Origin of the sequence: Sphingomonas panni, assembly GCF_022664435.1 — a bacterium.
GTDB classification, from domain to species: Bacteria; Pseudomonadota; Alphaproteobacteria; order Sphingomonadales; family Sphingomonadaceae; genus Sphingomonas; species Sphingomonas panni.
In genome coordinates, this window is record NZ_JAKREU010000005.1 from 252,616 (window position 1) to 274,597 (window position 21,982).

Below are 21,982 nucleotides of genomic sequence, written 5' to 3' on the forward strand. Positions count from 1 at the left end.
TAGGTCATCGACGTCGCCTGCGCCGGCGGGCAGCCGCGCCTTCCACACCACCTCGCCCATATCGAGGTCGTACGCGCGCAGATACTGATCGGTCGTCGCGCCGATGAACGCGAGGCCGCCGGCGGTGATGATCGACCCGCCGAGATTGGGAACGCCGGTCTTGATCGGCACGCCCAGATGCGATCCGAACAGCCCCGTATCGCGCGCGGTGCCCAGGACCTTCTTCCACAGGACGCGCCTGGTCTTCAGGTCGACCGCCGTCAGGTGGCCCCAGGGAGAAGCGACGCAGGGAGCACCGAAGATGCCGACCCATGCCTTCACCACCGCGACGAAGGGCGTGTTGTACTGGGTCTGGAGCTGCGCCTGCATCGCGTTCTCGCCGCCCTGCTTCCGCTTCATCATCGACGCCACGCGAGGATCGTCACGGCGCATCAACCACAACTTGAACGGCATCTCCATCGCGTTGACCGTCATGACGCCCCGTACCGGATCGACCGCCGCGCCACCCCAGTCGGTCACGCCGTCGAACGCGGGATGGCCTATGATCGGCACCTGCCGTCCTGATCAGGAAGGTGTAGCGGGATGGCCGCGGCAGGAATGGTCTTCCGATGGCTCCGGGACGGGCCGCTTTCCCGAAACCAGTTCCCGATCGCGTTCTCCCGAAATGGTCCGTCGGCGATAGAGAAACGGGACTGCTGCGAGTTGCCGAAACGTCCGATTTCGGGAACGTGCTGCTTCGAGCTGAACGTCAGGAACCACGTTGGAAGTCGACCGGTAGCTGCGGACCGCGAATGATCCAGAACCAGTCATTCGCCCAATCTTGATAGCTTCCAGACTTCAGACATCCATTCCTGTGGCAGCTCAGGAAGCACTAAGCCTCAGCTCTGCCCGCTGTCTCTTCTCCCGCCAGCGCTCGCAGCTCTCAACATGCAGCGGGAGCGTCGGTGCTCCCATGCCCCGATCACGTCCAGCAGCGCGTCCCCGGCCTTCGTGCGGTATCGTTCCTTGTGTCGCAGTCCGAAGAAGGGGCGAGGCTCGAAAGCTATTGGGGCGACATGCAGCGCGCCGGCCGTGATCGCCGGCTCGACCACCAGCGCCGACAGGACGGCGACGCCGGCCCCCGCCTCGACAGCCGTGCGGACGCTCTCGTTGGAGGGCATGGTTAGTGCCACGTCGAGCGTAGCCGGATCGACGCCCAGGCGACGCAGATGGCTGTCGAAGGTCGAGCGCGTGCCGGACCCCGGTTCGCGCAGCACCCAGCGCGCATTGCGCAGCCAGGCAGCGTCGATCGCCAACTTTCCGAACGGCCTGGCGCCCACCAGCAGCAGGAGATCCTCACCGATCGGCCAGTGTGCCAGCGCGGGATCGTCGATTTGCCCTTCGATGATCCCCAGGTCCGCCGCGCCGTCGTGCACGCGCGCGGCTGCGTGTTCGCTGTTGCCGATCGCCAGATCGATATCAATCGCGGGATGGCGCGCATGGAAGGCAGCGAGAAAAGGCGGCAGCCAATAGGCCGCGATCGTCTGGCTGGCGACGACGCGAAGCGTGCCCCGCGCCAGCCCGCCGAGATCGCGCAGCACCGTCTCGGCCGCTTCCGCCCGCGAGAGGACGCCGCGCGCCTCGGCCAGGAACAGCCGCCCGGCCTCGGTCAGCGCGATACCGCGCCCGACCCGATGGAACAGCTTGATCCCATGCCTCTCCTCCAGCGTGGCAATAGCCGCAGAAGCCGCCGACTGGGTGACGTTCAGAGCGCGCGCGGCCGCGGTCATATGCTCGCGCTCGGCCACGGCAACGAAGATGCGAAGCTGTTCCAGCGTCATGTCGACCTCGTACACAGATCGATCATGCTTGGCGATCGGAACAACAACAAAGGTGCGTTGGAACGATCGATGGTAGCACCATAGATGTTGCGGCGGAAGGAACATTGCCGTGACCATCGCTGCCCATCCCCGCACCGCCCCAACCACCGGCCCGTCCGGAAGAATGTTCGGCCTCATGCCGGGGATTGGCCTGTGCCTGGCGGTGACCGGTGCCGCATATGCTTTAGAGTCGGGCGAGCGCGCTTTGGCGGGCAAGGCATGGCTCGAGGCGCTGGTGCTCGCCATCCTGATCGGCACGGCGATCCGCAGCCTGTGGACGCCTGGCGACAAATGGCACGACGGCATCACGTTCAGCGCCAGATATCTGCTGGAAGTCGCGGTCGTCCTGCTCGGGGCTTCCGTCAGCGCCACCACCATTCTGGCCGCTGGTGTGCCATTACTCGTCGGGATCGCCGGCGTGGTGGCTAGCGCGATCCTGTTGAGCTTCGCCATCGGCCGCCTGCTCGGCCTGCCGACGCGGATGGCGCTGCTGGTCGCATGCGGCAACTCGATCTGTGGCAACTCGGCCATCGCCGCGGTCGCGCCGGTGATCGGAGCCGATAGCGATGACGTCGCCGCCTCCATCGCGTTTACCGCCGTGCTGGGGGTCTTCGTGGTGCTGGGGCTGCCGCTGCTCGGGATCGCGCTCGGCATGAGCGGCATCGCTTTCGGGGCGCTGGCCGGACTGACCGTATATGCGGTGCCGCAGGTGATCGCGGCCGCCTCGCCACTGGGAGTTGCGGCGGTGCAGATGGGAACGCTGGTCAAACTCGTCCGGGTGCTGATGCTGGGGCCGGTCTGCCTCGTCCTGTCGCTGATCGCGCCGCGCCTTGCACCGCAGGAGCCGCCCGCCGGAGAAATCACGGCAGGCACCGCTCCAGCGAAGAAGTTCGACCTCGCCCATCTGGTTCCGTGGTTCATCGTCGGCTTTATCGTGATGGTCGCATGTCGGTCGATGGGGCTGGTACCGAGCGCTGCGATCGCACCGATCGGCCGCGTCGCTACTCTGCTGACCGTGATATCGATGGCGGCGTTGGGACTGGGCGTGGATGTCCGCACCGTCGCCAAGGCGGGCGGTCGGGTCACGGCAGCCGTCATCCTGTCGCTGCTGGGCCTCGGCGGCGTCAGCCTGACCTTGCTGGCCATGTTGCACATCCCCTGAAGGTCGGTCCCGCGCAAAGCGGATGACCGAGTAAGGCATCTCCTACGTGGACGTCGACACGGGGCCGCAGCCACGGACCGGGGCAGCGCCGACGCCGTACGAACGACATCGGTCGCGCCGGACGAGGGCCACGGCACTCTCCGTCCCGACGTCCACCGATCCCGATGATCAGACCTCCGTCCGCGATCAAATGCATCCGACCCACAGCGACCTTCTCCGCAATCACGACCGCCACGTCTTGGCCCGATTGAGCCCGAATGCCCGGAATTGAGCCTCGACACGGGGTTCCCATCGAACGGCGCGAAGACCAGTTGATCTGGAACGCGACGGGACGACCTCGTCGCGATGAGCACGGGAGCTTGTCAGATGCGCGAAGGCTCGACGACCACGGCGCAAGACGATCCATCGGTCGATGTCCTCGTCGCACCACTTCTTGGCGAATGGTCGGCATGTGCGGCAGGGGACGTGAAGTCGTTCGCACGGGCGGTTATCATCGAAGAACCCAACCCAAGCCTCGTGCTGCTTCGCATCGTCGAGGTCGATGGACAGCCGGTCCTCGTCGATCCGGTCTGGAGCTCCACGTACGACGGCATCAGACGGGCTCGCCTGCGCTTCGAACTGCTCGACGCTTCCGACGGACTCTGCGCTGAGCTGGTGCGGCATGCCGTGGTGTTCGGCCCCGCGGAGATCTTCAACCAGATCGAAGAGGCCGCCGAAACCGAGCGCGTCCGGAGGGATGAGAACCAGAAGAGGATCGCCGCCGCAGCAGAGGCCGACGCCAAGCGGGCGCGCGATGCGGCGGAGAAGCAGGCGAGGGACGCGGAAGCCGCGAAGCGGATCGACAGCTACTTGGAAGATCGCAACGGACAGTTCGGCATCAACATGCGGCGGGCGAATTCGAACACGTCGTTCTGGGTGATACTCTTCCGCGAGCGCTGGGAACGAGAACGCTTCCGGGACTGGTTCCGCTGGAACCGCCATCGCTTCGCCGAATGGGCCGAATTCCTCGAAACGCACACGGCGATCGAGCTCGACCGCCTCCTCCTCGCAGAGATGCTGGAAGTCGAACGTCGCGTGAAGAAGGCCGGTGGCGGAGCTGGCGGACGACGCCCCCTCCGGTTCTGGCGCGGAGACGAGGCGTGAACGGGCCCGGACGCCACGCATCCGGCGGCGAATGCCTCGAAGGTCGCGTCCCGGTCGCGCGAATCGCCAGAAGCTGGAACGGAGTAGCACTTCCGCTCGGCCTCGACGAACAGTTCGAACTCAGGGGTGGAGACGCCCTACCGCCGCATCGACTGTTGGCGGAGGTAGGTCTCGACTGGGCGCCCGAGCTCGAACTGCTGGTCGGACAGGCCTGTCTGCGTCAGACCGTGACCGGACGGCACTGGTTCTCCATGCCGCCCACCGTGCTTCTCGGCGAACCCGGCGTCGGGCGTGCCCATGCCGCCCGTCGGATAGCGCAGGTCGCCGGCCTGCCCTTCACGACCCTCAGAGCTTCGACCCTCGCAGGCTCCCGGTTCGATCATAACCCCGCCGGAACGGACGTGCTGCTTCCTAGCGCACTGGTATTGATCATGGCGACTTCCGGATGCGCCAATCCCGTAGTTCTCGTGGATGGCATCGACGACGCGAACGATCAGGCGCTGGACGCTCTCCGGACCATGATAGATCCCGTGTCCGCCGAGAGATGGATGGAGCCGGCGTTGGCCGCGATGATCGACCTGCGACACGTCTCGTGGCTGCTGCCCTCATCCTGCGCACTCGGCGTTCCGCGACAAATGTCCCGCCTCCCCCGGGCCAGGATCGTCTGCGCGGACATGGACGGCAAACGGCTGCGCGCCATATCGCTGATCTGCGAGGCGATGCACGACCTGCGTGTGGACCGCACCGAGATCGAAGCACGCGGTCGTTCGATGGTGCACCAGATCGCGACTTCATCCTGCTCCACCGCTTCGGAGCTCGGGCTGCTGGCTGAACGCCTGCTCTCCACCGACGAGCAACGCCCCTGAGGACGTCGAACGATCCTCTCTCGTCAGAGGCCCGCCCCCCGCCCGGTCCGTCCGACCACGCACCCGAGAACCCGAAAGGACATCCATCATGTACGAGGACACCGACTCCCAACCCGATCTGCCGCAGCGGCCCGGGCTGCCGGCCTGCCTGCCCCGGCCCGCCCCGCCGCGCGAGATCGTGGTCAATGGTAGACGACACCTGCTGCGCGCCGACCACGTCGATCACGGTCAGCTGGTCGGTATGGCGTTTCCCGATGAACCATCGCCCGGCAGGAACGGCAATTCGCTGACCGTCAGCTATCGTGGCGGCCCCCATAACGCTCCTGACGGCATCCTCGCACCGAACGAGCGTACCCCTCTTGCCGACGGAGAGACCTTCGTTGTCACGCGAACCGACAAGTCGTAACCCGGACCTCGATCGGCTCCGCGACGAGGGATACGACCTGTCCCTCGTCGCGGGCTTGCTAATCGTCCGCGGCATCCCCTTCGTCGATGCCGACGCAAACATCCGGTCCGGAATGCTCGTCGTTCCGCTCGAGATGGCTGGCGACCGTACGGCTCCGCCGCGCCACCACAGCGCCTTCTGGGGTGGGGGCATGCCCTGCGATCACCTGGGCAGGCCTCTTCATCTCGTCGTCGAACGCTCGGACGGGAGGACGATCGCTCCCGAGATCACCGTGTCGCATCAGCTCTGCAACAAGCCCCGTGGTCGCGAATTCGTCGATCACCACGAGCTTGTCACTACCTACGTAGCACTCATCGCCTCTCACGCCGTGAGCCTCGATCCGTCGGTTACGGCGAAGTCGCGAAGGGACGTCGTTCCCATCGAGGATCCGCAGTCGCCGTTCCGGTACATGGATACCGCAAGTGCGCGTGCAGGGTCGGCTGTGCTCGGCGAGCGCTTTCCGAAGAGCGTCGCCCTAGTCGGATTGGGTGGAACCGGCGGCTACCTGCTCGACCTCGTCGCGAAGACCCCCGTCCGCACGATCCACCTCTTCGACGCCGACGCATTCCTCCAGCACAACGCCTTCAGGGCGCCGGGCGCCGCGTCCATCGAGGATCTGGAAGCGCGACGCACGAAGGTCGACCACTTCGCGAGCATATACTCCCGCGTGCATACGGGCATCGTTCCGCACCCGACGAGACTGGATCGACGCAACGTCGCGCTGCTCGACGCCATCGACTTCGCGTTCCTCTGTCTGGACGACGGCCCGGCCAAGCGGCCGATAGCCGAACGTCTCGAAAGGAACGGCACGTCGTTCATCGACGTCGGGATGGGGCTCGAGATGGGACCGGACGGCTTGTTCGGCACTCTGCGCGTCACGACGAGCACGCCGGACATGCGCGCCCACGTCCGTGACAAGGATCGAATCCCTTTCCTGAGCGGAGGAGTGCCCGATCCCTACGGAAGCAACATCCAGATCGCCGAACTGAACGCCTTGAACGCAGCGCTGGCGGTGGTCCGGTGGAAGCGGATGATCGGCTTCTACGCCGATGGCGGGCGCGAGCATCACTCCACGTACGATCTCGACGGCAACCACATGAACAACGCCGACCGATCCGCCAGTCGGTCGGTGTCAGGTCTTCGACGAGCCCCTGCCTAGGCGGCCGGCGGCGATGGCCGTGAAGATCGAGAAGCAAGTGCCCCGGCAAAGCCGATGGGATGGAAGGAGGTGCCTTCGGTCGAGGACGTTTGGAGGAACAGAAGGTGGACGACAGGGCAAGCGCCATCATCGCGGACATGCCGCCCTCGTCATGGGCGGAGGCGAGACGGCGAATGGCCATCGTCAGAAGGTACGTGAAGGGAAACGAGAGGACGGCGGACGAGGCCGGGCGGCTCGCCCTGGAGGCGGGGATCAGCCGTTCGCTCTTCTACAGGCTCGTCCGCATCTACGAGGAGAAGGCCACCGCACCGTCCACTGTACGCCGCGGCCGGGAGGTCCAGCGTTCCGGATCGGTAGCGGCCGCCACGACGGAGCATGCCATCTCGCTCGCGATCGAGCGGCTCGGCGGCAGCGCGACCCAGGCGACGGTTCTGAGGGTGGCGAAGTCGCTCTGCGAGGAATGGGGGGTTCCGCCGCCGACCCCCCGCATCGTCCGCCGGGCATTCGTAGGCGCGGGCGAACGCCTCGACGGCCGGCTCGGCGTCACTACCCGCTTCGCGCTGGACCGTACCATGCTGGGTCTTGCGGTAGACGACCCCGTCGGCGGTACGATCGCCCAGCTGACCTGTCTAATCGATCTGCATCAACGACGCGTCGTCACGCACGTGCTGAGCGCCGGTCCGCCATCGGCGATCGAGTGCGCGGCAGCGCTGACCTCGTACCCCGGCTCCATGGGCATCGCCGTATCGGACACGGACGAGATTCTTCTCGCCCACCTGTCGTCCCACCTGGCGTCGGTCGGACTTCCCCCCGCCCAGAACGCCCGTTGGCGGATGGGCACCGTGGTGAGAAGCGTGATCGGTCTGAAGCTCGGTCGCGTCCCGCTGCTGGAACGCAGGCCGAAGAGGATGGCCAAGGACGCGATGATCGACCTTCCGTCGGCGAGACGGGTCGTCGGCGCACTCATGCGCCGACGCGACTCCTGACCCCTCGCCATATTTCGCGACCGGAGTACCGCTTCAGTAGTCCTCCACCTCGTCGGACGACCCTCTCCAAACCGCTTGGACACTCGCGAACAGCGCCCTCATCGTCTCCGTCATCGACGCGATCGCGTCGTCCTGCCGACGCGCCCGCCGCCGCGGCCCGTCGTTCTCGTCCATCGACGCGATCATCGCGAGATTGCGCTGGACAGCGGCGAAGCCGAAGACCCTGTTCGCCATATCGAGGCCCTCGATCTCAAGGTCCGCAGTCCCGACGAAATCCTCCACGCATTCGGCGGCTCGAAGACTGCGGCGTGGCCTGAAGCGAAATTCGCCGAGCGACCGTCCGAGCATACGGTGTGCATCGAGGCCCGGCCGCCCAGACGCTCCATGGTCCGCATCGATTCGAACCGGCGGGTCCGATGCCTCCGCGACCCTGACGACCTGCCGGACGACGTCGAGCATTCCCCGCGGGATACGCCACCGGATCCTCTCGGGACGCGACGCGATCCGGATCCCGGCGTCAGCCAGCGACGGGATGCCGTCGCGGACCATGTGGCGGACGGCCTGCTCGATACCGTACTCCAGATCGATGTCCGCGAACAGGCCGGCTCCCAGCACGAACGACGTCGGGACGTCCACGATCACGACGGCGTTGGCCCGTCGCATTCGGCGTTCGCCCGATCGCGACGTCGACGTCAGGATCGCGTTCAGGGGGCAGTAGTCGATGATCATGGCCGCACCCGTCGACGCCTGGCCGATCGGCTTCCGAATTCCCGCAGCACGCAGGGCATGCACGCGACGCTGCACCGCGCTCGGCGGCGGGACGCGAAGGCGCGACCCGTCGGGTGCCGTCGCTGGAAGCGCCAAGACGCGCGACTCGATCATGCGCTGCACCTCCGCCATGCTCGCGTCCGGCCTCTCCCGCAGCCGTTCGTCGATCCATCCGTCGATCGGTTCCCCGAAACCGTCGCGCGCCGCGGATGGTCGCGGCGCGGCGCGCCGTCCGGGCACGAGTCCGCTCACCGGACCCAGGGTCTCGACGCGCTTGAGCAGTCGGTAGACGTTGCTGCGTTCGACGCCGATCCGCTTGGCCGCACGATCGACGTCCTCGACAGTGCGGGCGTTCGGAAGCTCGCTCAACGTTATCAGCCGCGCCGCGACCTCGCGTCTCCTCGGCATGGGAAGCGACAGGAAGAGCGCCGTTTCCTCCTCGATGACGCGCGCACGCAGCGATTCCTCGCGCCCTTCCGTCATCGCTACGATCGCTCGCCGTACGGCTTCGACATCCTCATCCGTCATCGGCCCATCGATACTCCCACGGCCCGGACGATGTAAACCGCTCCAGCTCACCACGCACCTACATATTCACTTATATGTGGAACATCCTTGACGGCAACAGGTTCTTGTTCCACATCTAAGTGAATAGCGACTGACATTTGGAGTGAGAATCATGGATCGACACTACGTACCGGACAGCGACCCGACGCTCGCGATCGATTATTGGATCGGTGTCGAAGCGAGCCGACCGGACGGTCTCGACTGGCTGCCGCGGGCCGGAACCCGAATCACGGTCGGCGACACGATCATCGAGCCGATGCAGTGTGCGATCGACCCGTTCTACGTCCTGCGTCGTGTCGCATGAGACCGGCGGAATCGGATCGGACGTCGTCCGAAGCCCCGGTCGGGAACGTCGTCCGCTCCGTCGGCCGCCGCCGTATCCCTAGGGAGGTCCGGCATCGGCTGGCTCCTTTGATCGAGCCCGGAGCGATCGACGATCCGCTGCCTCCGCCGGGCACGCCGATCCGTTTCGACGACAGCGACATGATCCTCCTCGGACGGTACCTGGACGGTCGCCTGGCACTCGTGCGCGCGAGCGATTTCGGGGCCTTCGGTCGCGGACCGACCATCGTCGCCGCCGCCGCTGGCATGGTGACGAGCCTACGGCCCGATGTCCGTGCCGGACCGAGCGCGACCCACGGTTCGACCGGTGCAGCCGCGTGAGCGCCCCCTCGATCATAGGGCATGTCGCGACGCTGCCGACCTCGGCATCCGCCGTCGTCGAAGTGCGCGTCAGCGCCGACGCCGCACGCCTGCTCACCAACGCCGGCGGACTGGTCATCGACATCCGTTCCCGGGAAGCAGCCCCGGGGGGCCAGACGCCGCATTCCGAGGACCTCGAGATCGAGCGCTTCCTGATCGATCACCCCCTCGCCGGTCAGGGTCCGTCGGATCCGATCGCCGCGACCCTCTTGCAGTGCGATCTCCTCGATCACCTCGGGGTTCCGATGGGAAACAAGGCGATCGGAATCTTCATGCATCGGCGCTGGTCAGAGGACCTCGCGCAGCGCTTCGGCGCCGCACGTACGCCGTCGACGCTCAGACGTTGGCGGACCAGCGGCCATCGCCCGACGGTCGCCTGATACGACCGTTTACCCGGGCGATCGGCACCGACACCGACCCAGGCGCTGCCGCCGACCCGAAGTCACGACCCGTTCGTCGGCAGCGCACGCTCGCGGCCGCGATCGCGATGAATGCCCACCGTTGGAGGAGAACGGGATGCTCAACGAACACGACGACGCGGACGACGACGCCTTCGATCTCACCCCCGAAGCCGAGCTGCTGCTGACCGCATGCAGCAGGATCTCGCTCTCGCGACTGCTGGGGGAGCCGCCGGTCGGGATCGGGAACCTCGTGACCGAACCGGACGGATGACACGTTCGAGGAATGAGCCACCGCCGATGACCATGATCGGCGACGGCAGCCTCGTCCGTGCGCTTTCGAACGTCCGGCTCGATGCCGCCGCGATGCCGCTGGTAGGGCGGCCGACCGGCGCCATGGTCGGGCCCGGTACGCTCTCCCATGGCTGGTGAGGCAGGCGGGTGCTTCCCAAGGGATCGATGGTCGTAACCGGCCTGGGTCGATACCCCTGAACTCATCGCCGGCGAGTGTCTTCCGGACCATCGCGATCGAATGCTTCAGCATCAAACCGTCCCGTTGGCTCGACGGACAGCCGTTCGAGCAACGACGCGCCGCCCCGATTACCGAGGACGCTCTTCGCGGAACCGCCTTCTCCACTTCCATCCCCAGACACGAGGGCAACGATGTCCTGCGAACCGAACCCCGAAGTTCCGATCGACGCGATCGACGATGCGCATGTTGTCCGCCGCCAGGCAGCGCGATCCAGTACCGCATCTGCGGTCGAGGCAACCGCTCCCGTCCGGGCCGACGAAAAGCGCATCGACCGCGGGCGGACGGCGCAAGTGCTTGGATCGGGCGATTTTCACGACGAGGACGAGCGGCCCGATGCCGCCCGGCTGCGTCGGGACTTCGAGCGCTGGGACGGCCTCGAGCGCGCGACCCGGCTGGGCGAGATCACGATGCTCCGGCACGGTGGTCGATCGCGCCCCGTCATACACCGGGGCAGCCGCCACCTCCGATCGCGCATTGTGAGCCGCAAGACCGGCAGGCTGCAGCTGACGGAGGGCAAGGGACTGAGATTCCTGTGCGTCCTGTGCGAGACGGGCGCCTGGTGTCTGGACTACCAGGCGCATCCCATGATCGTGCGCACGGTCGCGGACGGCGTGAGATGGAAGTGGTACCCGGATCTCGTCCGATCGGTGGTTGGCGGCCCGATCGAGCTGATCGAGGTCAAGCGCACGGTCCGCGACCTCGACGATCCGCTGCTCGAACGGAAGTACGAGATCATGGCGGAACTCGCACGGCGGGTCGGCTGGCGCTTCCGCATCCTGTACGATCGGGACATCTTCGGCGCCGAGGACGTCGCCCACGAGCGCGCCGTCAACGCGGGCGACGTCCACGGCGCCCGCTTCCTCCGCCTGAACCGCCGGGAGAAGAGTGCGATCGACGCGATCGTCGCGCGGGGAGGCGCGTCCTGGGCCGAGGCGCGCAGCCTCGTCGCCCCGACCGACCGGCTTCGCGGCGACGAGGTCCTGCTCTGCGCGGCGGCCCGCGGCAAGCTGCTCTTCGATTTCGACGAGGTCCGCACCGACCGCACCCGACTGTCGACGATCGTCGGATCGGCTCCCACCATCAGGATCTGACTGATGCTCGATCTGCCCTACGACTGGCGTCCGGGCGATGGTGCGACCATCGACGACCAGACCTATGTCCTCGATCGTCAGGATTCCGATGGACTCTATCGCATCCGGCGCAGCGGGACGGAGCGGCTCTTCCGGGTCCCCTGTCCGAAGACGGGGCTTCCGGTGCTTCCGGACGCCACCGCCCTTCTGGCACTCCAGGCGGAGGGACGCTTCGATCCTCTGCCCACGCCGCTCGACGATCCAAACGCCGCTCGCCGCCGCGCGATCGAACGGGACGTCCGCGACGCATCTGCGGCGGATCCTCGATGGATCATCCGTCACGCCTTCCTGACCGCGTACGACGCCGCGCCGTGCTCGCTTTCGATTCGCGAGCTGGCCGCGTCCTGGACCGCGCTGCTGAAGAGTGACGAGACGATCCGCTCCCTCGCCATGCGGCATCCTCGCGCTCGCCGACGGCACGGCCGCGCCGTGGCCCCCTGGATGCCCTCGGACAAGACGCTGCGCGACTGGATCGCCCACCGCGGCGCACCACTCGACAGGCGTGCCGGCGACTGCGTCAGCGACAGCGGTCGCGTCGAGAGGGTGCGCAAGCTCGATCACCCCGTGGAGATCGTCTCCCACTGGGTCGCGATCGCCCATTCGTCCAGGCAGAACGTCCGTGCGGTCTGGCGGCGGTACAGGGCCGAGCTGAAGCGCATCGATCGCGGCGAGCCGACCGGGCGGCTGGACGAGCAGGACCGGCCGATCCACTACCCCCGGCCGGCCAAATCGTGCGTGCCGCTGGGATACACCAGCTTCTGGCGTCGGGTCATGAAGACGCGCGGTCGCGACGCGGCCGAGGCTAAGCGCGGTCGGGAAGCGGCGGAGAAGGAGTACGGCGGGGGCGGGACGCTCGAGCGGGCGACCGGGGTCGCCCGGCTGGGCAAGATCGACGACAGCCCGGCACCCTCGCTGGCGAAGATCGAGATCGGCGGCTCGTGGTGGGTCGGACGTCCCACCGTTTCGCTGCTGCACTGCGCATACGGCAAGGGGTGGTGGGGTCTCGATCTGTCGTGGGAACCGGCGTCATCCTCGACGGTGCTGCGGACCATCGCGGACGCCAGCCGGCCGAAGAGGGTGCCACGGGACATGGCCGGGAAGCACGAGGATCTGTCGCTCTTCTGCGCGAGATTCGATCGACTGGCGATGGACAATCTATCGGCGCATCACGGCCGCCACGTGACCGACGCGCTCCGCGAGATTGGAACCGACACCGACCTGACCGGGGCAGGCCGTCCGCGGGACAAGGCCGATACCGAGAGCGAGATCGGAAAGCTCCTCAGGATGACCTTCTCCAATCTTCCGAACGCCGTCGACCCCATACCGCTCCGTCGTCACATCGGTTCCGATCCTCCGATCAGGGACATCCCCACCCTCGCCCAGATGCGCGTCGTCCTCCTGCGCGCGCTGGCTCTGCACAACGCCAGCCCGCACAAGGGTCTGGCGGACCGATCGCCCCTCTCGGTGCTCAGGCAGACGCTCGAGCAACGACGGCTGCCGATAATCCGACCGATGGCGCGCTTTCTCCGGTCCATCGGCATGGTGGACTACGACGTGACGCTGCGTGCGAGCGGCATCGAGCGCTTCCGCTGCCTCCGGTACGTGCAGAGACCCGGTACGCCGTCGCTCTACGAGCGGCTCCGGCATCTGGAAAGGCCTTCGAACCGGACGGTCACGGCATCGGTCAAGGTGAAGGTCAAGTACGATGCCGGCGACATCGGCACCATTCACGTGTGGGATCCGGTCTCACGCGAGTACGCCACCTTCCATTGCGACCGGCCCCGCTACGCCACGCGTCTTCCGCTGTACCTGCACGAGCAAATCCTCGCCTGCATCAAGGAGGATGAACTCTCGACCGTCTCCGAGGACGATCTGCTCGAATGGATGGCCAGACTCTTCGACGAACAGTCGGCCATCACCCAGGCCGCGTCCGAGGAAGAGAGGCGACGTGCAGCGCGGCTGTCGGAGACCGCGCCCTTCAAGAGGATGCGGGGCCAGCTGGTGCACGTCCGCGACGAGGACGACGGCTGCGACGATCCGCCGTCGATCGACGAGATGTCGCACCTCTCCGATCACGAACTCGCGTGCGAGACCTCGGTGGACTCGACCATCGACCCGCCGCGCGGCGGGAACGGCGGGCGTGGCGCCTCGTCGAAGCGTCGGGGTGGAAGCGTGTCCAGCGGCGGCGACGTCCCGCCGCCTCCGCCCAGACCAGCCCCGAAGAGGAGGACGCCCGCTCCGGATCCGTCGACATCCTCGGCACGGCGCATCCGTCCGAGATCCCCCAGCAACGACATAACATGGAGAAGCGAATGACCGATCCCGCCATACCGTCCGATGGGAGGCCGCGGTCCGGTTCCATCACGACCACGCCCGCCGCCCCGGGATCCGCACCCTGGCCGAGCAACGGGGGACCCGCCCTCTCGGGCCTCGCGTCGGCCTTCGGCCTCGGGGACCGCTCGCGCCGGGTCGGCCGTGCCGTCGCCGACGTGACCTCCATGCGCCTGCCGTACCCGCCCCAGCTCGCGGCCATGGGCGACTTCGCGGAGGCGATGCACACCGGCGATGCGCTGCGGGCGTCCGGCTGCGGCAGACACGTCGGCTGTCTGCTCCTGGACCCCACCGGATGCGGCAAGACCACGGCGGCACGGGCGTACGTCGAGCTGATGTCCGCAGACGCCGAACCGGGAACGATCCCTGCGGTATACGCGAGAGTGCCGCAGAACGGGACGGCGATCGGGCTATACACGAGCATCCTCTCGAGGCTCGGCGACCACCACGTGAACATTTCGCGGGAGAACAAGCTCTTCGAACACGTGGTAACCCGTCTGACGGAAGCGGGGACCAGGATCCTCTTCCTGGACGAGGCGGACAAGTCGCCCGGGACCAACCCGGCCGCCGGACGCATAGCGGGATCGACCGTGAGCGTCGCCCGCCTGCTGATGGACGAGGGCGTCGTCCCGGTGGTGCTGCTCGGAACCGAACTCGGCACCGGCTCGATCGCCGACGACAAGGAGCTCGCCGGACGACTTCTCGCCCCCACGTCCCTGTCGCCGCTCGTCTGGCACGACGACTACGACAGGGGGATATGGATCGATCTGCTGGCCGAGCTCGATCGACGGTTGACACAGGGCGTCTGCGACCGCCCGTATGGTCTAGGCGACGAGGAAGTCGCGGAGACGCTGATGACGGCGGCGAACGGCACCATCGGCCAGTTGATGGGCATCGTTCGGTCGGCCGTCCGGGAGATGGCGCGCGCCGACCGATCCCATCTTCTGAAGGAGGATCTCGTCTACGCGATCGACTCGTGGAGCGTCGGCTACGGATACATCATGGAGAATCCGCTGCGATGATCGCGATCGAACGACCCCGACCGCTGCGCGATCCCACCATCCCGGAACCGGACGAGTCGCTGCGCGGTCTCTTCGCCCGTGCGATCGTCGCCCATCACCTTCCGAACGCTTGGGCGATCCTCAAGGTCGTCGGCGGCGAGCACCGCAACAGGGTCAACCTGTCGGAGGACGAGCGCCTGGATCCGGCGGAGCTCGCTCGCATCCTGAGAACGCCGCTCGACGAACTCGAAGCGCGCCGGTACCCGAGGACGATCGCGAGGAACCGTTTATTTTTCGGCATGGAGATCTGCGAGTATCGCATCGAGAACCGATCCCGTCGCTTCTCTCCCAACGCCTTGGCCAAGGCGCCCTACGCCCGAGCGGTATGGGAACTGCGGGATCTGCCGTACTGCAAGGTCGGATGGGACATGCTGACCGACCGGTGCGTCGACTGCCGGGAGAGGACGAGACAGGGCTGGACCCGACCGAACGGCGTCGACCGCTGCGACTCGTGCGGCAGGCCCCTCGCCGCGATGAAGACCGCCCCCGTCGCGTTTGAACTGAGGGACGACCTTCGGCTGGCATCTGATTTGGCCGATCCCATCCCCGCTGTACGACAGGCAGCCCTCGCACGGCTTCACCCGATGATCGGGGTCGATGAGAAACGGGGCGAACTGTTCGCCACGACGATGCGGATCAGGAACATGATCTCCGCCGCGCCGGATCCCGCCCGGGACGTCGCGGCCCTCCACGCCGCCTGTCGGGCTCTGCTGAGGTGGCCCGAGGGCATCGACGATCTGGTACCGGCCCCTGCGGTCTCCGAAGGGCGCTGGTCCGCCGCGGCGGATGCCTACCTCGCGCTGAGCCGCGCACCCGCGGACGAAGCGTCCGGCGGGAACGTCGCCAAGATCGGCTGGGAGGCGCCTCTCCTGTCGGCGGCCTCGCCGCGCATCGCCATCGAGATGCGCAGGACCGGCGATCTGATCGGCATCAGGCAGGCCTACGAACTGGCGCGGACGTCCGACGACACCCTGCGGTACGGCATGGATTCCGGGCGCCTTCCGTTCGTCCTGTCCCGGCGGGGCGCGAAGGAGGTGCCGATGATGGTGCCGGCGGACGTCCTGGCGTTCGCCCGCGAGTGGCATCGTCGGCGATCGCCGGGACCCGTCGGCCGTCGGCTGGGCATCGGTCCGGCGGCGGTCGAGGCCATCGCCGGAGACGAGCTCCTGCCCGATCGGGGCATGCGGCGTCCGGGAGAGGCTCCTCACTTCCTGGACGACGACGTCGATCTGCTGATCGCGCGCCTCGAGAAGGCCGCCTCGCGGACCGGAGACGATCGCGACCTGCCGCTGCTCACCGCCGTCATGATCGTTCACGGACGGTTGAAGCCGTGGGCCTCCATCGTCCGCGCCATGCTGTGCGGCACGCTGCCGTTCCGGCTCGTCGACGGAGACGGCCCGGTCCTCGGCCGATCCATGATCGATCGCCGCCGACTGCACCTCATAGGCGCGATGCACGATCGGGAGCCGACGAGCGATCGGAAGGCGCCCCCGATGCTTCAGCAGCTTGAGGCGATGCACACGCTCAACACGACGAAGAGCTACGTCCTGGATGAGTTGACGCCGATCGGCAACAAGCCGCGGTGCTACGCGACGGCGGACGTGCTGGCGCTCGGAGCCGCCGGGATGACGGCGGGCGAATGGGCGCTTCGGCGGGGCATCGGCGTCCACGCCGCATGGCGGATCCTGTGCCACTCGGGCATTCCGCGGGTTGCCAAGGGGCTCTTCGCTCGCGTCGCGGCGGAGACGCTGCCGTGACGTCCGAGCGCCTCGTAGGGCCGCGTGCACGTCGTGAAGGGACGGGTCCCGCTTCGCTCGAAGACTTCGCGGCTGCACCAGCGATCCCGCTCGATCGACGTGACGGGCACATGGAAGGCGGGAACGAAGAAGCGAGGAACGGGATCAGAGCAGAAGGGTGGACGAGAGATACTCGGAAGGAAACGTCCAGATGATAAACCGCACCGGAACCCCGACGACGTCCTATCCGTACCTCGTCACGTTCGAAGGAAGGAACCCGACCTTCTGGCCGCTGAGGCTCGCGAACCGTGCCGGCCCCGCCCTGCGCGCCGACGACCCGCTCGCATTCGTAGCTCCTGGAACGCTCGATCGCGCAGGCGGGCTGACCGCCTCAGGACGGGAGCGCATCGATCGAGCCGTCTCCGATCGTGCCGTCAGATCGCGACTCGAACAGTGCGTGGTCTGGAACCCGCACTCCTGCACCTGGTACGACGACGAAGGACGTCGATTGGACGAAAGCCGTCCTCCGGCGGCCTTCGAGACCCATGCCGCCGACCTCTACGATCTGCTTCCCCTGCCGATGGAGGATTGTACGTCCGTCGAGCTTCCGGGAGGGTCCGGGCCGAGCCATCTCTGCATCCTGCGGATCGGACCGCATCATGTCGAGATCGCTCCGGGCGGACACCGGACGCTCGGCGTCCTCGACGAACCACCGATCGTCGGGCGAGCCGATCCGGCGGCGGCCTTCCTGGACGAGGGCGGTCGCCTGAGGCCGCCATCGATCTGGCGGGGGCAGCCGGTCACGTCGGTCGACGACGGCTGGACCGTCCTCGGTCCGATCCAGCCGATCGGCGACGGCGTCGTGCTGCGCAACCCTTCTCCGCAACGGCTGCGTCAGACGTGCGACCGGGTCGCCGGACGTCGCCTCCACGATGACGTTCACGCCGGAATCCGTCGAACCGTCCTCGATGGTCAGCCGAGGCCGATGACGGTATCGACGCCCGAAGCGGTGGAATGACACCTGGCGGAGAGGATTGCATGGAGGATCGAGATCTCGAATGGATGTCGGACCTCGACTGGTCCGCGCATGGCAGGGCGCGTTTCGAGGAGAGATCGACAGGAGCTTTCTACGCCCTGATGGCCGAGAGGCTCGCGGCCTTCGGTGTGACGCCGTGGCCCCTGGTCGACGACCTGCTCGCAAGGGCGTCCCTGCCGCCACGTGGCGACTGGCTCGATTCCGGTCTCGCCTTTGACACCAACGGCCGACCCGTCTCGTCGTTTCACCGGTCGTACGGAGACGAGGTCCGCAAGGTCGCAGCGAGGCATCTCGTCCCTCTCGCATCGTCCCGCAGGATCAGCCGTCCCGAATGGGAAGCCGTGGAGGACGCAGCCGATACCGACTGGGACTTGGGCGCAGGCGCCCGTCGCGTCGCCTGGCACCTGGCGCAAAGGCTGGCATCCCTTGCCTGGACCGGCGACATCGAGACGATGGCGGTCCCGAGCGAGGGCGGACCGCCGATCCCGATCGGCCGGGAGCGATGGTCGTGCGACCCGCGCGTAGCGGTCCAGCGATTGGCCAGTTGCAGATTGGACCTCGGTCGCGACGGTCGCCCTGCCACGAGCCATCGCATCTTCGTGATCGACCGCAATCTGGATCGCGTTCTGGAGGCGTGCGCGCACGCGCATTACATGACCCCCATGGTCTCGATCGACTTCCCCCTGCCCCGGCAGGTGGATCACCCCTCCGAGTCCGCCCAAGAACTGGTGATCGCGGACCATCTGGTGGAACGCATGACGCCGGAGCGGTCGCACTGGCGAAGGGACCAGTGGATGGACCACATCGCGGCGACGTTCCAACCCGTAAGCGACAGACGATACGACCGCATAAGAAGGGCGATCTTCAAGAAGCATCCCGAACTCGCGTCGCTCTATCGGCGTCCCGGCCCGAAGACTTGACGCACTGGCAGGCCCGCACAGGCTGACGGTTAGTGGCCGGAACTCGATGCCGGGGCCTTCTGACAGGGAACCAAGCTGCACGACTCCGTCGATGCGACCGGCCCGGCATCCGATCCACGATCGGTCTGCCGGGACAGTCATGTTTCGTCATGACAGACCGATCAACCATTCCGTCACGAAGCATTCGGCACCGCGTCGCGGCCTGCGCGTATCGATCGTCAGACCCCGAGGCCAACCGGCGATGGCCGCCGATTTAGCGAGATGGTCTTCGTTTCCGCCGATCGAGCACAGGATCGCCATCTTCGTACCGGCCGGAAGCGCAAGCGCTTCGACGTCGGACGCTTCGGCGATCATCAGAACGCACGCTTCCGGATGAAGCAGGCTCAGCGCCAACGCCTGATCGAGCTCTACGACGATCATCGCGGTCTCCGATGGTCCGGACAGTCGGGCAGCGCAACCGAACGTCGGTCCGATCGATCGCGACGCCCCCTCGATCCGACCACTTCCATCTAGAGGCAGAAGACGTACGGCTGCGGTATGGCCCGTCTCGTCCTCCAATCGAACGACGAGCGTCCCTGCCGACGAGACGTCCATTTGATCGGGGCCGGAATAGGGTTGCCGATGGAACCGCACGTTGTGGAACCTGCTCTGTCCCAGGCCGCGGTTGAGGATGAAGCGTTCGGCCGGCGTTCCGAGGATCGGTTCGGAAACATCCCAGACGAACTCAGCCGTGAGCCTGTCTGGGTGGGTGGCGTTCGCGCCGTGCCCGCAAACACGGAGGACATGATCTGCGGAACCCTCGCAAGCGGGCGCATCTCGGTCGTAGGTGTCGGTCAGGATCGGCGTGGATACATCGTACATGTCGTGCCCTTCATTCGGTAACCGTCTGCGGTCGCCATTCACAAAAGGGCTGGCATCACGATCTTCAATCGCCGGCCGAAACGTACCTGACGGACATCTCGTCGAGATCTCCCTCATACCCGTCGACAACCCGTCAACGTCTTTCTGCCGCGCATATTACAGCTCGTCGCACGTCGGAGCTTCGATGTCTTGAAGTCATGATCGATGCGCATCATCGGACCCGACGTTCGCCATCCGAAACACTGACGCGGCTTCCGAAGGCCTGTCGCAAAGGAGCAGTCGATTTCCGAAGGTAGTCTCTGAAGAACGACCAATGCGGACGTCGGGGCTGAGCGGAACTGCCGAACGGGACGGAGATGGTCATAGCCGCCCGATTGCCGCCAGAGCATGTCGCCTCATCACCTCTTGATGTTCCCCAGGAGGCGCGGGATTACTTGAAGCGTCTTCCTTATCGGCACCGTCCAAAACCTGATGGGGCCAAGAACCCGACCTGCGAGGTTCTTGATGCAATAATCGCGGTTTTACGCATTTTGATGGTTAAACTTCGCAAATGTGGTACCATGCAATTTGTGTGCGTTCGCAACGACTTATGGCGGAAACCCTTAACGAAACCGTCACGGTGGTAGGTCTTCCGACATAACCGGACGTGAGAACGGGGCCACGGCATCGCCGCAGCCCCGCACTCAGACGCTTACTTCCCGATCAGGCGGCGAACTGGTTCATCGTATTGTGCGCGCCACCGGCCTTCAGCGCCGCGTCGCCCGCGAAATATTCCTTGTGGTCGTCGCCGATGTCCGACCCGCTCATATTCTGATGCTTCACACAGGCGATCCCCTGGCGGATTTCCTGCCGCTGCACCCCCTTCACATAGCCGAGCATCGCCGCATCGCCGAAATATTCGCGCGCCAGATTGTCGGTACTGAGCGCAGCGGTGTGATAGGTCGGCAGCGTGATGAGGTGGTGGAAGATACCCGCGCGCGCGCTCGCATCGCGTTGGAACGTGCGGATCTTCTCATCGGCCTCCAGCGCCAGTTCGGTCGTGTCGTAATCGACGCCCATCAGCTTCGCCCGGTCATAGGCGGACACGTCGCGCCCTTCCTCGACCCAGCGATCATAGACCTGCTGGCGGAAATTGAGCGTCCAGTTGAAGCTGGGCGAGTTGTTATAGACCAGCTTGGCGTCGGGCACGACCGCCCGGATGCGATCGACCATCGACGCGATCTGTTCGATATGCGGCTTCTCGGTCTCGATCCATAGCAGGTCGGCACCGTTCTGCAGCGAGGTGATGCAGTCCAGCACGCAGCGGTCCGCCCCGGTGCCTTCGCGGAACTGGAACAGGTTGGATGCCAACCGCCTCGGCCGCACCAGCTGCCCGTCGCGCTCGATCACGACGTCACCGCGCAGGGAGGTCACATCCTCCACCGGCTCGCAATCGAGGAACGCATTATACTGGTCGCCCAGATCGCCCTTGGCCGTCGAATAGGCGATCTGCTTGGTCAGCCCTGCCCCCAGCGAATCGGTCCGCGTGACGATGATCCCGTCATCGACCCCCAGTTCGAGGAACGCGTAGCGACAGGCACGAACCTTCGCGAGGAAGTCCTCGTGCGGCACCGTCACCTTGCCGTCCTGATGCCCGCACTGTTTCTCGTCGCTGACCTGATTCTCGATCTGCAGTGCGCACGCCCCCGCCTCGATCATCTTCTTTGCCAGCAGATAGGTTGCCTCGGCATTGCCGAAGCCTGCGTCGATATCGGCGATGATCGGCACGACATGGGTTTCATATTGGTCGATCGCATTGCTCAACCGCTGCGCCTCCAGCGCGTTGCCGCTTTCGCGCGCCGCGTCGAGGTCGCGGAACAGCATCCCCAGTTCGCGCGCATCGGCCTGCTTCAGGAAGGTATAGAGTTCGGCGATCAGCGCCGGCACGCTGGTCTTCTCGTGCATCGACTGGTCGGGCAGCGGGCCGAACTCGCTGCGCAGCGCCGCCACCATCCAGCCGGACAGGTAGAGATACCGCCCCTTGGTCGTACCGAAATGCTTCTTGATCGAGATGATCTTCTGCTGGCCGATGAAGCCGTGCCAGCAGCCCAGCGACTGGGTGTAGGCCGCCGGGTCGGCGTCATAGGCCGCCATGTCGCGCCGCATGACCGCGGCGGTATGGCGGGCGATGTCGATGCCGGTCAGGAAGCGGTTCTGTAACCGCATCCGCGCGACCGCTTCCGCATCAATGCCGTCCCAGGTGCCGCGATGCTGCTGGATCAGGGATGCGGCGCGGGCCGCCTGTTCTTGATAGGTCATGGTCGGTCCTTCGAATGCGGAT

Annotated in this window: 21 protein-coding genes and 1 pseudogene; 17 read left to right on the plus strand and 5 right to left on the minus strand. The window is 66.3% G+C overall.

Annotated features, from left to right (window positions below; all coding sequences use genetic code 11):
* Positions 1-78: 78 nt before the first annotated feature.
* Positions 79-552: pseudogene (locus MF609_RS20165) on the minus strand (membrane-bound PQQ-dependent dehydrogenase, glucose/quinate/shikimate family); the annotation flags it as partial.
* A 326-nt stretch (positions 553-878) separates the two neighbouring features.
* The gene (locus tag MF609_RS11915; RefSeq protein WP_242416600.1) at positions 879-1,820 is read right to left on the minus strand and encodes a LysR family transcriptional regulator; all 942 of its coding nucleotides are present in this window, start codon (positions 1,818-1,820) and stop codon (positions 879-881) included.
* Positions 1,821-1,929: 109 nt separating this feature from the next.
* On the opposite strand from MF609_RS11915, the gene MF609_RS11920 reads away from it, so the two are divergent.
* The 6 genes from MF609_RS11920 to MF609_RS11945 all read left to right on the plus strand — a co-directional run bounded on the left by MF609_RS11920 (position 1,930) and on the right by MF609_RS11945 (position 7,620).
* Entirely contained in the window at positions 1,930-3,021 is a 1,092-nt protein-coding gene (locus MF609_RS11920) for a YeiH family protein (protein WP_242416532.1), read from the plus strand.
* Positions 3,022-3,387: 366 nt separating this feature from the next.
* Positions 3,388-4,164 (plus strand): hypothetical protein, encoded by a 777-nt coding sequence (locus MF609_RS11925; protein WP_242416533.1) that lies wholly within the window; start codon positions 3,388-3,390, stop codon positions 4,162-4,164.
* On the plus strand, positions 4,161-5,030 hold the full coding sequence (locus tag MF609_RS11930) for an AAA family ATPase (RefSeq protein WP_242416534.1): 870 nt from the start codon (positions 4,161-4,163) through the stop codon (positions 5,028-5,030). The genes MF609_RS11925 and MF609_RS11930 overlap by 4 nt, the downstream gene beginning before the upstream one ends.
* An 88-nt stretch (positions 5,031-5,118) precedes the next feature.
* Positions 5,119-5,436: a multiubiquitin domain-containing protein gene (locus tag MF609_RS11935; protein WP_242416535.1), complete on the plus strand. Its 318-nt coding sequence runs from the start codon at positions 5,119-5,121 to the stop codon at positions 5,434-5,436.
* A complete protein-coding gene (locus MF609_RS11940; RefSeq protein WP_242416536.1) occupies positions 5,411-6,634 on the plus strand; it encodes a ThiF family adenylyltransferase in 1,224 nt (407 codons plus the stop codon). Before MF609_RS11935 ends, MF609_RS11940 begins: the two co-directional genes overlap by 26 nt.
* Before the next feature lie 173 nt (positions 6,635-6,807).
* Entirely contained in the window at positions 6,808-7,620 is an 813-nt protein-coding gene (locus tag MF609_RS11945; protein ID WP_242416537.1) for a hypothetical protein, read from the plus strand.
* 33 nt (positions 7,621-7,653) lie between these two features.
* Here MF609_RS11945 and MF609_RS11950 read toward each other — a convergent pair whose 3' ends face one another.
* Positions 7,654-8,916 (minus strand): hypothetical protein, encoded by a 1,263-nt coding sequence (locus MF609_RS11950; protein ID WP_242416538.1) that lies wholly within the window; start codon positions 8,914-8,916, stop codon positions 7,654-7,656.
* 151 nt (positions 8,917-9,067) lie between these two features.
* On the opposite strand from MF609_RS11950, the gene MF609_RS11955 reads away from it, so the two are divergent.
* The 11 genes from MF609_RS11955 to MF609_RS12000 all read left to right on the plus strand — a co-directional run bounded on the left by MF609_RS11955 (position 9,068) and on the right by MF609_RS12000 (position 18,801).
* A complete protein-coding gene (locus MF609_RS11955; protein WP_242416539.1) occupies positions 9,068-9,259 on the plus strand; it encodes a hypothetical protein in 192 nt (63 codons plus the stop codon).
* 107 nt (positions 9,260-9,366) lie between these two features.
* The gene (locus tag MF609_RS11960) at positions 9,367-9,618 is read left to right on the plus strand and encodes a hypothetical protein (RefSeq protein ID WP_242416540.1); all 252 of its coding nucleotides are present in this window, start codon (positions 9,367-9,369) and stop codon (positions 9,616-9,618) included.
* Positions 9,615-10,037 (plus strand): hypothetical protein, encoded by a 423-nt coding sequence (locus MF609_RS11965; protein WP_242416541.1) that lies wholly within the window; start codon positions 9,615-9,617, stop codon positions 10,035-10,037. The genes MF609_RS11960 and MF609_RS11965 overlap by 4 nt, the downstream gene beginning before the upstream one ends.
* Positions 10,038-10,173: 136 nt before the next feature.
* Positions 10,174-10,329, plus strand: a complete 156-nt coding sequence (locus MF609_RS11970; protein ID WP_242416542.1) for a hypothetical protein — start codon at positions 10,174-10,176, stop codon at positions 10,327-10,329.
* 26 nt (positions 10,330-10,355) lie between these two features.
* On the plus strand, positions 10,356-10,487 hold the full coding sequence (locus tag MF609_RS19905; protein ID WP_277991200.1) for a hypothetical protein: 132 nt from the start codon (positions 10,356-10,358) through the stop codon (positions 10,485-10,487).
* A gap of 231 nt (positions 10,488-10,718) precedes the next feature.
* Entirely contained in the window at positions 10,719-11,678 is a 960-nt protein-coding gene (locus MF609_RS11975; protein ID WP_242416543.1) for a hypothetical protein, read from the plus strand.
* A gap of 3 nt (positions 11,679-11,681) precedes the next feature.
* Positions 11,682-14,033: a hypothetical protein gene (locus MF609_RS11980; protein WP_242416544.1), complete on the plus strand. Its 2,352-nt coding sequence runs from the start codon at positions 11,682-11,684 to the stop codon at positions 14,031-14,033.
* Positions 14,030-15,070 carry a TniB family NTP-binding protein gene (locus MF609_RS11985; RefSeq protein ID WP_242416545.1) on the plus strand — a complete coding sequence of 347 codons (1,041 nt, stop codon included), beginning with the start codon at positions 14,030-14,032 and terminating at the stop codon, positions 15,068-15,070. Before MF609_RS11980 ends, MF609_RS11985 begins: the two co-directional genes overlap by 4 nt.
* Positions 15,067-16,866, plus strand: coding sequence for a hypothetical protein (locus MF609_RS11990; RefSeq protein ID WP_242416546.1), 1,800 nt, complete (start codon positions 15,067-15,069; stop codon positions 16,864-16,866). Before MF609_RS11985 ends, MF609_RS11990 begins: the two co-directional genes overlap by 4 nt.
* A 487-nt stretch (positions 16,867-17,353) precedes the next feature.
* A complete protein-coding gene (locus tag MF609_RS11995) occupies positions 17,354-17,863 on the plus strand; it encodes a hypothetical protein (protein WP_242416547.1) in 510 nt (169 codons plus the stop codon).
* Between the two features lie 20 nt (positions 17,864-17,883).
* On the plus strand, positions 17,884-18,801 hold the full coding sequence (locus MF609_RS12000; RefSeq protein WP_242416548.1) for a hypothetical protein: 918 nt from the start codon (positions 17,884-17,886) through the stop codon (positions 18,799-18,801).
* 147 nt (positions 18,802-18,948) lie between these two features.
* Here MF609_RS12000 and MF609_RS12005 read toward each other — a convergent pair whose 3' ends face one another.
* Both MF609_RS12005 and MF609_RS12010 read right to left on the minus strand, forming a co-directional pair.
* On the minus strand, positions 18,949-19,662 hold the full coding sequence (locus tag MF609_RS12005) for a DUF7146 domain-containing protein (protein ID WP_242416549.1): 714 nt from the start codon (positions 19,660-19,662) through the stop codon (positions 18,949-18,951).
* A 702-nt stretch (positions 19,663-20,364) separates the two neighbouring features.
* On the minus strand, positions 20,365-21,960 hold the full coding sequence (locus MF609_RS12010; protein WP_242416550.1) for an isocitrate lyase: 1,596 nt from the start codon (positions 21,958-21,960) through the stop codon (positions 20,365-20,367).
* Positions 21,961-21,982: the final 22 nt, after the last annotated feature.